This is a genomic window from Ralstonia mojiangensis, from assembly GCF_023955645.1.
Taxonomy (GTDB): Bacteria; Pseudomonadota; Gammaproteobacteria; order Burkholderiales; family Burkholderiaceae; genus Ralstonia; species Ralstonia mojiangensis.
On the sequence record NZ_JAMXHU010000004.1, the window covers coordinates 271,205 to 284,316 of the forward strand.

The 13,112-nt window shown below is 64.0% G+C and carries 10 protein-coding genes; 4 read left to right on the forward strand and 6 right to left on the reverse strand.

Translation table 11 applies throughout. From position 1 onward, the window contains the following. Positions 1-164: 164 nt before the first annotated feature. Entirely contained in the window at positions 165-590 is a 426-nt protein-coding gene (locus NG898_RS17820; protein WP_004631552.1) for an HU family DNA-binding protein, read from the forward strand. 113 nt (positions 591-703) lie between these two features. Here the strand turns inward: NG898_RS17820 and NG898_RS17825 are convergent, their stop codons facing one another. From NG898_RS17825 to NG898_RS17840, 4 genes are read right to left on the reverse strand one after another with little or no spacing between them, the layout of a single operon-like run. After that, positions 704-1,345, reverse strand: a complete 642-nt coding sequence (locus tag NG898_RS17825) for a DUF2894 domain-containing protein (protein ID WP_420803704.1) — start codon at positions 1,343-1,345, stop codon at positions 704-706. Continuing rightward, positions 1,323-1,976: an OmpA family protein gene (locus NG898_RS17830; RefSeq protein WP_092971188.1), complete on the reverse strand. Its 654-nt coding sequence runs from the start codon at positions 1,974-1,976 to the stop codon at positions 1,323-1,325. Before NG898_RS17830 ends, NG898_RS17825 begins: the two co-directional genes overlap by 23 nt. Continuing rightward, positions 1,973-4,279, reverse strand: coding sequence for a DUF802 domain-containing protein (locus tag NG898_RS17835; RefSeq protein ID WP_252693693.1), 2,307 nt, complete (start codon positions 4,277-4,279; stop codon positions 1,973-1,975). The genes NG898_RS17830 and NG898_RS17835 overlap by 4 nt, the downstream gene beginning before the upstream one ends. An 18-nt stretch (positions 4,280-4,297) precedes the next feature. Then, complete coding sequence (locus NG898_RS17840) at positions 4,298-5,032, reverse strand: DUF3348 domain-containing protein (RefSeq protein WP_252693694.1); 735 nt, start codon at positions 5,030-5,032, stop codon at positions 4,298-4,300. Positions 5,033-5,250: 218 nt separating this feature from the next. Here NG898_RS17840 and NG898_RS17845 point away from each other — a divergent pair, with 218 nt between their 5' ends. Continuing rightward, positions 5,251-6,396 carry a methyltransferase gene (locus NG898_RS17845; RefSeq protein WP_252693695.1) on the forward strand — a complete coding sequence of 382 codons (1,146 nt, stop codon included), beginning with the start codon at positions 5,251-5,253 and terminating at the stop codon, positions 6,394-6,396. A gap of 9 nt (positions 6,397-6,405) precedes the next feature. On the opposite strand, the gene NG898_RS17850 is transcribed toward NG898_RS17845, so the two are convergent. Beyond that, entirely contained in the window at positions 6,406-7,668 is a 1,263-nt protein-coding gene (locus tag NG898_RS17850) for a TIGR03862 family flavoprotein (RefSeq protein ID WP_252693696.1), read from the reverse strand. A 219-nt stretch (positions 7,669-7,887) separates the two neighbouring features. Here NG898_RS17850 and NG898_RS17855 point away from each other — a divergent pair, with 219 nt between their 5' ends. Further along, positions 7,888-8,730 (forward strand): class I SAM-dependent methyltransferase, encoded by an 843-nt coding sequence (locus tag NG898_RS17855; protein ID WP_252693697.1) that lies wholly within the window; start codon positions 7,888-7,890, stop codon positions 8,728-8,730. An 18-nt stretch (positions 8,731-8,748) separates the two neighbouring features. Here NG898_RS17855 and NG898_RS17860 read toward each other — a convergent pair whose 3' ends face one another. Further along, complete coding sequence (locus NG898_RS17860; RefSeq protein WP_252693698.1) at positions 8,749-10,221, reverse strand: sensor domain-containing diguanylate cyclase; 1,473 nt, start codon at positions 10,219-10,221, stop codon at positions 8,749-8,751. Between the two features lie 563 nt (positions 10,222-10,784). On the opposite strand from NG898_RS17860, the gene NG898_RS17865 reads away from it, so the two are divergent. After that, positions 10,785-13,025, forward strand: coding sequence for a M1 family metallopeptidase (locus NG898_RS17865; protein ID WP_252693699.1), 2,241 nt, complete (start codon positions 10,785-10,787; stop codon positions 13,023-13,025). Positions 13,026-13,112: the final 87 nt, after the last annotated feature.

Sequence of the window (13,112 nt, forward strand, 5' to 3'; positions counted from 1 at the left end):
CGGGTTGATAAACGACCAAACCGCATGCAATAAGCGCTCCCTGGCCCTCGAACAGGCTAGATAACGCCTCCACGGTGCTGAACCTTTGCTATGCTTGCTCGAAGCGCGCTGCACAGCGCTGCTTCCATTGAATGGTCAACTTTACTCAACCATCTATTCTCACTATGGCCACCAAAACCAAGACCGCTGCCAAGACCGCTGCAAAGAAGGCCTCGCCGGCTAAGAAGGCCGCTCCGGCTAAGAAGCCTGCCGCAACGACGCCGACCCTCAAGCCTTTGAAGGACACGTTCACCAAGGCGAGCCTGGTGAGCCATCTGGCTGAACAAGCTGCCGTCGACGCCAAGGCGGTGAAGGCGGTGCTGCTCCATCTGGAGAACACCATCGTGGCTTCGCTGCACAAGAAGGGCGCCGGTGAATTCACGCTGCCGGGCCTCTTCAAGGTGACGTCGGTCAAGGTGCCGGCAACCAAGCGCCGCTTCGGCAAGAACCCCTTTACCGGCGTAGACCAGTGGTTCGAAGCCAAACCGGCAACCGTGCGTGTCAAGGTCCGTGCCCTGAAGAAGGTCAAGGACGCAGCGGTCAACAGCTGATAGCCGCCGCAAAGAAAAAGGGAGCCTCGGCTCCCTTTTTTGCGTGCCTGCTGGTCAAAAGAATCGGCAGTGATATCCATGTCACATTGCCGACTGATGGACCGCTGGAATTCTTAGCGCGCCTTGCCCCGCGCCTTTCCGCCACTGCGAGCAGCCTCGTGGCCACCGGCGGCCCCATCCCCGCTCATGCGTTCCAGCCAGGAAAGCGCATCGACATACGACAAAAATTGCCGCAGATAATCGGGGGAGACCTCGCGCATCAATAGCAGTGACCGATGCACAAGGCTGCTCGAATTCAGCGGACCGGCGTTCACCGGCACCTTGTCCAAGGCGTCGCGCAGCTGTTTCTCGGCGCTGACGCGGGACCACGTGTCCCGCACGTCTTCAAGAATCCTCAGCTCCGGCAATGCTTGCAGGTGACGTGCAGAACCACCTTCTGCAACGCTGCCGACATTCGTGCGTTCACGGCTGCCAATGTCACGCAGCAGTTCGGCCAACGCGCTGCCGGAAGGTGCGTCTGCGTCGGTCGCATCGGACGTCGCCGGCGCGCGGTCAACGTCTTCTGCATAAGCCGCGATCAGCGTGCCCAGCCGCGCTTCGAGCATGCGCCGCGCCTCGCCGGTTTGATTGGCTGTGCGTCGATGCAGCGCTTCAATAAAGCAAAAGCGCACGCGGTTCAGCCGATCTGCGCCGGTTGCGCGCCAACTGTCGAGCGTGGCCTGCGTAGACAATTCAATGTGGCTCACGGCGTCCACCGTTGGAAGCGGCCTGCCTTGGAACCGGCGCGATCTCCACACGCCGGTTCTTCGCACGGCCGACGTCGTCCGCGTTGGAACTCACTGGCTGCTGCGAGCCAAACGCTGCCGCAAACACACTGGACGCGGGAATACCTTCGTCAATCAGGGCACGCGTGACGGTCAAGGCGCGCTTGGCGGACAGCTCCCAGTTATCGGCGAACAGGCGGTTGCCGGCACGCACCTGCTGGTCGTCAGAAAACCCACTCACCATCAGGATCTCTTCACGCGATGTGAGATACGCGGCCAGCGGCCCCGCCAGGCTCTTCATCAGCGCACGGCCCTCGGGTTGCAACTGATCGGAATTGATCGCGAACAGCACATTGCCATTGATGCCGATACGCCCGTTGACGAGCGTCACACGCCCGGCCGCCAGCGGGCCAGCAAGCGCCTGTTCCAGCGTCTTGCGGCGCTGGGCTTCGGCCTCGCGCTGCTTGACCTCGCTTTCCAGCTTGGACGACAGCTCCAGTTGCACGCCGATCACACCCACCAGAATCAGCACGAACGCGCCCAGCAACACCGACATCAGGTCGCCAAACGCGGCCCAGACTGGCGCTGTGTCGTCGATGCCACCGTCAATCTCGTCGCTCATGCCGCGTCAGCCCCGGCCAGTGCGCGCTGGTCACCCAGCCGTTGCAGGTCTTCCAGGATCTGCTTTTGGGACAGCATGCTCAGGTCGATCACCTCGCGCGCCTGCGCCACGTAGTAGGCAAGCTGTTCGTCGCTGCGCGTGAGTGACTTGTCGAGCGCGGTTTCAATGCGCTGCAGCTGGGCTGCAAGCTTGTCGTTCGACTCGCCAAACAGCTGCACGGCCACACCAAACGCCTCGCCCAGGCTCGCCACCTCGACTGCGCTGCCGGTTACCTGGGCGGCCACCGCGCGGAGCTTGCCGGTCTCGGCTTCCACCCGGTCGGTGAATCGCACGCCCACGCGCTCGAGCAGATCCGCCGACGTTGCCACCAGCGCATCTACCGCCGTGCGCTGCTCGGTCGATGCATGGTTGACGGCGTCGAGCAGCGTTTCGAGCGTACCCAGCAGGCGCGCACGCTCGTCCAGCATGGCGGTATCTCGCACCATGCTGTCGGACAGCTTCTGGCGCAGCTCGGCCACCACTTCGGCCGCAGCCTTGGGCGCTTCCGATGCGGCCTGCACCAGGCGAGAAATCTCGCTGATCGTGTTGTTGGCGTGCGCCTGCGTTTGCGCAGAGATGTCGCGCGCGGTTTGCGCCAGCGCATCGCAAATCTGTTGCTGACGGCTCGCGGTATCGGTGCCTGTTTTCTCCCACGCGTCGCTCAGCTTGGCGGCCATCGTGCCGAGTGCATCGGTCCAGGCGGCCAGACGTTGCGCGTCGCGCGCTTCCAGGGCGGCTTGCAGCGTGGCATGCGACTGGCGCGACGCATCCTGCTGCGAAGCGATATCGCGCGCCGTCTGCGCCAGCGCATTGCAGATGTCTTGCTGACGATTTGCCGTATCGGCGCCCGCTTTCTCCCACGCCTGGCTCAGCTTCTCGCCTGTGGCGCTAAGCGCCTCGGTCCAGGCAGCCAGACGTTGCGTGTCTCGCGCTTCCAGCGCAGCTTGCAGTGCGGTATGCGACTGGCGCGACGCGTCTTGCAACGACACGGCGTGTTGCTCGAACGTGGCGGCAGCGGCCTCCAGCGCGCGCTGATTCTGGGCGGCCAGTTCGGCGTGGCCCTGTTCTTGGCGGGCAAGCGCATCTGCCCAAGCGGAGGACAAGCCGCCTGCCGTGGCGTCCAGGCGGTCGGTGACGCCATCGAGCAACCGCGCCGAGCGTTGCTCGAACGTTTCAGCAAACCGGTCGAGCGAGGTGCCGACTTGGCCAACCAGGGCTTCGCTGGAACGTTGATGCGCCGACAAGGCGTTGTTCCAGATGCCGGAGACCGTCTCGGCCGTGGCTTCAAAACGGGTCGACAGGCCGTCGAGCTGACGCTGCACCGCGTGGGTTACCGACTCCTGCAGCGCAGCCGATTCACGCGCGAGCCCAGCCATCGTCGTTTCCACCACAGGCTGCAGCGCGGCGCTGGCAACGCGTGCGCTTTCCGCTGCGCTGTCCTTCAACGACTGGCCCACCGAAGAAGCAAGCTGGCTGTAGGCGGCTTCCGTCTTGTCGAGAAATGCCTGCTGGGCGGCGATCTGCCGCTCGCTGCTGGCCGCGCCCTGCTGCTCCAGCGACGTCATCATCGCCTGCAGGCGGTCAACCAGCGCGGGCATCACATCGGATTGCCGCTGCAGAAGCTTGAACGTCTCTTCACGCTGATGTGCGTGCGAATAGATGCGCAGCGTGGTCGCGATCTTTGCGTCGAGCGCCTGGACTGCCTGCAACCGCTCGCGCCGGCACAGCGCCGAGAGCAAGCCCAGCATGGCGGACGTCGCCACACCGGCAATCGAGGTCCCGAACGAGAATCCCAACCCCTTGATCGGGGCAGCAAGCGATGCACGGATCGCCTGCAAGTCCGTCGCGCTCTCCAGCGCCGCGCCTGTGCCTTTGAGCGTCACCACCATGCCAAGCAGTGTGCCCAGCATGCCGAGCAGCACCAGCAGGCCCACCAGATACGGCGTCAATGCGGGCGCGGGCAGCGCAACGCGTTCGCCTTCCACACGCAGGCGCACGGCATTGCGCAGGCTCGGGTGCAGTTGGTCCAGCCAGGTGGCCAGATTGGGCGGCGCCTCGGACAGCCCCGCCACGGCCTGCGTGACCGTGCCCGTGGCGTGGCGATAGCGGCGCAGCTCCAGGGCACCGGCCACATAGGCGGCACCAATCACGAGCGTGACAGCCAGCGCCAGCAGATTTCCGCCAACGAGGTAACCGCCGGCAATCCACCCCAAGGCCGCCAGCCCGACAGAGAAAACGATGAGATTCAGGTGAAGTCTGGACATGAATGGTGTCTGTCCCGCTTAGCGGGGGCCAAGGGCTGCAAGCAACCCGTCGACCGGTTGAAAACGAACATCGAGCTCGGCCAGGAGCACGCTCTGCATATCCTTGCGGAACGCATCCAGCCAGGCGCGGGATGAGGATTGGGTGGCCTGACCCTCTGCGGGCAACTGGGCCTGCCGCTGCTGCTCGGCCGCGCGCAACCGCTCGAAGTACGGCCCAAGCATCGACGGAATGGTCCCCAGCAACGAACGTTCGCGGCCTGCGAGCGCCTGCTCCATGCTGGCGTCCAATACCGCAAGTCGCGCGAGGTCGGGCGTCCTGGCAGCCAGCAGGCGTCGCAGGCGGCCACGCAGGTCGCCAATTTCCAGCTCCATCGTCTGCTGCATCAGCACGTAACGCTGCCGAAAATCGGCATAGTCGACCACCACCGGCGCCGAGGGGCTCTGGATCGGCGCGCGTGGGCCCGTCTTGGCTTCAGGCGCACAGCTGGACGCGATGGATTTCGCCAACGCTGCCCGAACACGGCCCCCGATCGTCTCGGCGTCCGGACCGGCCGCCCGCGTGCTGGAGGCAATGGCGGGCGGCGCCGCGCTCAATGCCGACGAAAGCGTGATGGCATCCGTCCAGCTGAGCCATTGGCTCAACTGATCTGAAAGGGGCTGCGCGGATGCGGAAACGTCGACGTCCGTCAGGCGAGCAAGAATGCGGATCAGCGCAGGGCCGCTGAGCGCCCTGCGTTGCTGGACGTGCGCCATGCTACGAGTGCCGAAAAAAGGCTGGAGTTTACACTGCCTGCCGGGTCGGACCGGCGTCTTCGAGTGGCAAAAGAATCACTTCCCAAGAAGAATCAAGGCGATCAATCGGCTCGCCGGCGATACAAGGCCGCATCCTCCAGCGCATTTGTGCGATCCGGCCGACGGCGGTATTGTGTCGCCCACTACCGCACCCTCCCCCGCACTCCTCCCATATCCCCGTGACCGATCACCCCACCCTTACCTGGACCGACGACCGCCCTGAAGCCAGCAGCGACGCCGTCCATACCGCCCTCTGGCGCTCCGAGGCCGGCAATCCGCCGCCCAAGCGCGTGGTCATTGCGGACGATCGCACCACTGCCGATGCCGCCTACCGGCTCGCCTGCGAAGGCACGGCACTGCTCTGGCAGGGCGATTTCCAGAACGCGCGCCAACTGCTGCAGGCCATGTCCCGCCGCACAGACCGCAAGGCGCGCAAGGAAGCGGCCTCGCCCATCGATGCGTTCAACCTGCACCGGCAGGCGCAATCGCAGCGTGCCCGGACGCTCGGCATGCTGCTGGTTCCGCTGGATGCGGATTACGCCATCCCGCTGCGCCGGGCGCCCGACATGCGCGACGCCTGCACGGAGGCCTACGGCACGAGCAGCGCCGATTCCGTCGTCTCACTGCGTGAGCTGCTGGGCCTGATCGGCGCGCATGAGTGGCGCAAGAAAGGGGTCGAGATTCCCGCGCTCGGCGGTGAGCGCATTCACCCGCACTACGGCGTGTTCTCGCCGGTGCGTGGCGAATACATCGATCTGGTGGCAAAGGCGCCGTTGCCTTCAAAGGCGCTGGCGTTCGATATCGGCACGGGCACGGGTGTGCTCGCGGCGGTGCTGGCCAAACGCGGCGTGAAACGCGTCATCGGCACGGATCAGGACCCGCGTGCCCTGGCCTGCGCCCGTGAGAACGTGGCGCGCCTCGGGCTGCAAACCCAGGTCGACATTGTTGAGGCCGATCTGTTTCCCGAAGGGCGTGCGCCGCTGATCGTGTGCAACCCGCCGTGGCTGCCGGCGCGGCCCAGTTCGCCCATCGAGCGCGCCGTCTACGACCCGGACAGTCGCATGCTGCGCGGCTTCCTGGATGGCCTCGCCGCACACCTGGAGCCCAAGGGCGAAGGTTGGTTGATCCTGTCGGACTTTGCCGAGCATCTTGGCCTACGCACGCGCGATGCCCTGCTGGCGATGATCGACGCAGCCGGCCTGCAGGTCGTCGGCCGCGAAGACATCAAGCCGAAGCACCCGAAGGCGAGCGATGAAAACGACCCGCTCTATCGGGCCCGCGTTGCCGAGGTGACGTCGTTGTGGCGCCTGAAGACCCGCCAGTAAACCAGTGAATCAGCGCGCCATCGTCGCCAGGTAGTCGAGCGCGCCCTGCCCCGCAGCGGCGCCGCTGGCAAAACACGCTGTCAGCAGATAGCCGCCTGTGGGCGCTTCCCAGTCGAGCATCTCGCCGGCGCAGAACACGCCCGGCAGACGCTCGATCATCAGCTTCACATCCAGCGCTTCAAACGCGACGCCACCTGCGGTGCTGATCGCCTCGTCAATGGGGCGGGTGCGCGTGAGCCGTAACGGCAGCGCCTTGATGGCTTTGGCCAACTGGGCAAGATCGGCAAACGCGTCCTTGCTCAGGCACTCGCGCAGCAAGCCGAGCTTCACGCCCGTGATGTTCAGCTTGCTTTGCAGATGGCTCGACATTGAACGCGCGCCGCGCGGGCGCATCAGTTCATCCGTCACACGTTGAGCACTCCAGCCTGGCGCAAGATCAAGCCAGATCGTCGCACTGCCCTCTGCGGCCAGCGCATCGCGAATGGGCGCCGACAACGCATAGACCAGGCTGCCTTCAATGCCGGTCTGCGTGACAACGAACTCGCCCTGGCGGAATTGCAGCGCACCGCCAGCGCCCGACGGCAAACCGATGGCGACCGACTTGACTGGCTGACCCGAAAAGCGCTCCTGGAAATGCGCGCTCCAATCAGCATCGAACCCGCAGTTGGCGGGCTGCAATGGCTGCACCTGCACGCCGCGCGCCTCCAGCAACGGCACCCAGGCGCCGTCGGAGCCCAGGCGCGGCCAACTGCCGCCGCCCATGGCGAGCACCACGGCATCGGCTTGCACCAGCCGCTCAACATCGGTGGTTTCAAAGCGCAGCACCTGCGCGTGGTCTGACGGTTCTGCCCAGCCTACCCAGCGATGCCGCATGTGCAGCTGCACGCCCGCCTCGCGCAGCCGGTGCAGCCATGCGCGCAGCAAGGGCGCGGCCTTCATCTCGGTCGGAAACACACGGCCCGAGCTGCCGACAAACGTATCGATGCCAAGCCCATGAATCCACGCGCGCAGCGCATCCGGGCTGAAGCGGTCAATGAGCGGCGCCAGCGCATCGCGCCGCGTGCGATAGCGACCGAGAAACGCGTCGATCGGCTCGGAATGCGTGATGTTCATCCCCCCGATGCCCGCCAGCAGGAATTTGCGTCCGGCCGACGGCATGGCATCGAACACCTCCACACGCACGCCGTTGCGCGACAGGACTTCAGCGGCCATGAGCCCGGCAGGGCCGGCGCCGATGACGGCAACGAGAGGGGCGTTGGATGTTTCAGACATGCGGGGAGGAACGGATCGAATCGCGCGGGGCAGACAAGCGGGGCGCTATTGTCACATCCCCACTGGGCCCGGGCAAACGCGGTCGCGCATGACGTGGCTTGGGGTGCGCTTGCCGTCGCCCACCGCGCTTTTCGGTAAACTGGCGCCCTCTTTCCGTTTTTCTCCGCGCCGCCGCACCGATCCCATTCCGTGCGACATGTCGCCCAGGCTGTCCTGACGATGTCCAACAAGACCCACGAAATCCGCCCCAACCAGTCGATCGAGCTGCTCAAGGAACTGCACATCCTGACGCGCGACGGCAAGATGAACCAGGACAGCCGCCGCAAGCTCAAGCAGGTCTATCACCTGTTCCAGTTCATCGAGCCGCTGATGGCCGACGTGCAACAAGCCAAGGGGCACGTCACGCTGGTCGACCACGGCGCAGGCAAGTCGTACCTCGGCTTCATCCTGTACGACCTGTTCTGCAAAGAGCAACCGGGCGACGGCACCTCGCACATTTACGGCATTGAGACGCGCGAAGAGCTGGTCGCCAAGTCGACCGAGCTTGCCGCACGGCTGGGCTTCAAGGGGATGTCGTTCCTGAACCTGTCGGTGGCGGAGTCGATCACGTCTGACCGGCTGCCGGCCACCATCGACATCGTGACCGCACTGCATGCGTGCAATACCGCCACGGACGATGCAATCCGCTTTGCGCTCGAAAAGCATGCGCAGTACATCGTGCTCGTGCCGTGTTGCCAGGCGGAGGTGGCCGGCGTGCTGCGCAAGAACAAGGGCAAGTCGCTTGGCAATGCGCTCACGGAAATCTGGCGCCACCCGTTGCACACGCGCGAATTCGGCAGCCAGGTCACCAACGTGCTGCGCTGCCTGCAGCTTGAAGCGCACGGCTATCAGGTCAGCGTGACGGAACTCGTCGGTTGGGAACACTCGATGAAGAACGAGCTGATCATTGCGCAGTACAAAGACCTGCCGCGCCGCCGCCCCACCGAGCGGCTGAACGAGGTGATCAGCACGCTGGGGCTGGAAGAACTGCACGAGCGGTTCTTTGCGCCGGCTGGCTCCTGAAGAGGTGGGACGCCGCGGTTATGCAGGGCGTCTGCCTTCGTGCTGCACCCGCTTGTCTTCGTACATGGCGACATCGGCTTCGCGCAGCGTTTCTTCCAGGCGCCCGCCTTCGTGGCAAGTGGCACAGCCCATGGAAAAGCCGAGCACCGCGCCCGAATAGAACTGGTTGTTGAGTTCGACCAGCTTGCGCAGGCTTTCCACTAGCGCCGCACCAGCCTGTGCGTCGGCGCCAGGCAGCAGCACAGCAAACTCATCGCCGCCAATGCGCGCGGCGTGTGCCGGTTTGTCGATGGCCTTGCTGAGCACTTCGCCGGCGCGGCGCAGTAGCGCGTCGCCTGCGGCGTGGCCAAGCTGGTCGTTCACGCTCTTCAAGTCGTTCAGGTCGATCATGATGACCGTGACGGGGAACGGGCCCTTGCGCTCCAGCCGGTTGATCTCGTCTACGTAGAACGAGCGGTTCTTCAGCTTGGTCAGCACGTCGTGCTTGCCGAGATATTCGAGATACGACTCGGCCTTCTTGCGCGCGGTGATATCGGTCAGCGCCAGCAGCACCATGTCCCAATCCTTCTCCCGGCCCGGGAACACCGAGAACTGCAGGTGGATGTTCAGCGGGTTGCCATCGAGCCCGTAATTGACGACCTCGCGCTGCTGGAAAAGCTTGCCGTCCCACAGGTCGATCAACTGCTCGCGAAAGTGGGAGCGCATGTCGTCGCGAAAGATCTCCGGCAAGCGGCCAAGCAAGTCGTTGCGGTTGCGCGCCTTGAACATCTCCAGCGTGAAGCCGTTGACGTCAAGCACCTGGATCTCCTGCATGCAGCGCTCGACAAACTCGGGATGCACGTCGGTAAAGGTGCGGAAATCGGAGATGCCCTGCATGCGCACTTCGTCCAGCAGCATCTTGATGGTGCTGAAGTTTTCCACCCACAGCGACACCGGCGCGTGCTCGAACACGCCGCGCGCATAGAGTTGGCTGGCCGCGGCACGGCGGCGGGCGTCTTCGAGTTCGGTGACGTTGTCTACGGCCACCAGCACGCGGTCCCATGGCTGATCGTGGTCAGGCAGAACAACGCCCTTGAGCAGGATGTCGAGACGGCGGCCGTCGAGCGTGTAGTTGACGCTGCGGCTCTCGAACGATGGCTCGCCAGACCAGAGCTGAACGAGTTCGCCCACGTGGGCCTCGAGCATGTCGTCGCGCAGGATGTCTGCCAGGCGTGCAGTCAGGGTTTCGGCATCCGGGGCGGCGTACATGGACAACGTGCGCCGGTTCACGCGCAGCACCTTGATGCAGGCGGAACACGCCGCCACGCGTGATACGTCCTCTTCCAGAAAGCGCTGCAGGTCGGTCACGCCGGCCGCCCGCCATTGGGCAAAGAGGCGGTGCAGATCGCTGTAGTCCTCCAGCCACAATGACGTGGGGGTGACATCGAAGAAGTCGATCAGGTTGACACCCACAGCCGCCGGGCTGCTGACGCTATCGGACGCGGATTGCATGAATCGCTCTACGGGAACAAAAACACTTCGCAAACGTTGCGAGCGTACCGGTTTTGTGTAAGACCGCGCACAGCGCCTCGCTCATCCGGAAGGATTACCCCCATGCAGGCGATGCGCGGTCAGCTGCTGCAGCGCAATACCTCGTCGAATGCCCGGAAAGTTCCCCAGCGGGATTTTCCGTCGCCGCGCCGTATTTAGTTTTGCTTTATCTGGCGTTGTAAAAATAGCCGCTTCGATTTTTAAGATATTTTCACGAAGCGGGATACGAATTTCATTTTTTCAACGCGCTTTGCAGAAGTCGCCCATTACCCGGGAAGTCGCCCGCAGCTTTGCGGATGCGCATACCAAAAACTGCAAATTCCGCGGCATATTCGCTCGCACGTGATTTAAAAAACTTCGTCTCGATTCGCAGGCCGTTTCCTCCAGAATCCGTGCATCCCGTGCGCGGCTGTGATTTGCACCGCGCAAGAAGCGGGTAATTCCTTGTCCCGATTCTGCGGCCTGCCCCCCATTTTCCTTTGAGCCCTGGGCCGCCGATTCGTTTCCACCTCAGGAGAAATGCAATGCGGGATTCGACAACCCACCGTCGTACGGCCACGACAGACATCGGGCACCAGTACAACGCCCGGACACGTCGTTCGTTCAAGCTGGCACTCGTGGCTCAGGCTACGGCCGCGCTGATTCTGGCCGCCTGCGGCGGCGGCGGAGATGACGCGCTCACGCCAGCCGGCGGCAAGCTGGACGCAAACGGCTCGCAGCAGCAGGGCAATACCAATACGGGCAACACCAACGCGCCGGCGCCCGCCGTGGATGCAACGGTGCCGCCGGTGGAACTGCCGGACTACATCAGGCCCGTCAACTACAAGCTGTGGTTCCGCCCGAGCGCAGACCTGAACAGCTTCTCGGGCCGGGCCGATGTGGAGATCAAGGTCACCAAGCAGACCGGCGCCGTGACACTGGCCGTGCGTGACCTGAAGCTCGACGCCTCGCGCCTGACGCTCACGCCCACCTCGGGCAACGGCGCATCGCGCGTGCTGGTACCGATTCCGCAATCGCAAGGCGCCTTCTATGACCTGCGCGACCCGACTGGAGACATCAAGCCCGGCAACTACGTGCTGCACATGGAATGGACGGGCACGATCAACTTCACGAAGGCCGAGGGCATCTTCAAGCTGGGCCTGCAGGCCGCAACGGGTGAGAGCTCTGACGCCATCGTCACGCAGGGCGAATCGAACTTCGCGCGCGAATGGTTCCCGAGCTGGGATGAGCCGGCCTTCCGCAACACCTTCGAAGTGACGGCGGAAATTCCGGGCGACTGGAAGGCCGTGGCCAACGGCCGGCAGACCGGTGCGACCAAACTGCCGGATGGCTATCAGCAGGTGTCGTTTGCCAAGACACCGTCGATGCCGGCATACCTGCTGTTCTTTGGCGGCGGCAAGTTCGACATCCTGGAAGACCAGTTCACCAACCCGCTCGATGGCAGCAGCATGCGCCTGCGCTGGTGGGTGCCGCCTGGCGAGGCGCACTCGGCAGTGGCCGGCATGCAGTTCACGAAGGAAGCGCTGAACCACTACTACAACTACTTCCAGATCCCGCTGCCGTTCGACAAGATGGACACCATCGTCGCCAACGACAGCTACGACAACAAGAACGCCGGCTTTGGCGGCATGGAGAACTGGGGCGCCATCTTCGAGTTTGCCGACCAGGTGCTGGTGCCGCCCGATGGCGCACCGACGACGATCCACTCGATGGGCAAGGCGCGCTCGTTCGTCGTGGTGTCGCATGAACTGGCACACCAATGGTTTGGCGACCTCGTCACGCTCGACTGGTGGGACGACATCTGGTTGAACGAATCCTTCGCCAACTGGTTCGAGAACGTCACCAAGATAGCACTGCACCCGGAGTTCCAAGGCAACACGTGGGCCGACTATGCGGCCGTCAAGCAGCGCGTTTATACGCTCGACCTGCAGCCGACCTCGGTACCGGTGCAGCACAACTTGAGTGATGCCGGCTCGATGGACTTCCTCGACCGCTTTGCCTACAACAAGGGCGGCCACGTTCTGCAGATGCTGGAGAACTACGTCGGCAAGGATGCCATGCGCAAGGGGCTGCAGAGCTACCTGAACAAGTACAAGTTCGGGAATGGCACGCCGCCGCGCCTGTGGGCCGAGCTTGAAGCCGCAAGCGGCAAGCCTGTCGGCAAGGTAGGCGACAGCTTTGTGCGCCAGACCGGCGTGCCGCTCGTCAGCATCGACGCGCAGTGCAACCCGGCCACCAACCAGAACGTGCTGACGATCACGCAGAAGGCGTTCCCGAACAAGAACGTCTATTCCGGCTATCAATGGAATATTCCGCTCACGATCGCCTACGGCGATGGGCTGGCGCAGACGCAGACGGTGGTGCTGGATCAGCAGACCGCACAGGTCACGCTGCCGACCTGCTCGGCCGTGCTGGCGAACCCGACGGGCCTGGACTACTACGTGACCAACTACAGCCCGACGCTGTGGAGCGCGCTGCTGGCGCAGGCCGGTTCCATCACCAACAAGGCGACGACGACCAACATCGCCGGCGATGCGACGCAACTGTACAACGCGCAGATCATCGACAAGGCGCTGTATGACCAGATCGTCGGCATCCAGAACATGCAGCCGGCCGTCGCAACGCTGCGTGCACAGGCTGTGACGCCGACAGGCTCGCTGCGTCCGCAAGCGGTGCAGCTGCAGCAGATGCAGAACATGGATCGCCCGATCCACAAGTTCCGCTACGAAGGTCTCATGAAGCATCTGACCGACATCAAGCGGTAAGCACCAAAGCAAGCGGGCCGCTTCCCGTGTGTCTTGGGAAGCAGCCCGCTGCAACGTTGGCTCCTGATTTCCGGCGGACATGGTCCG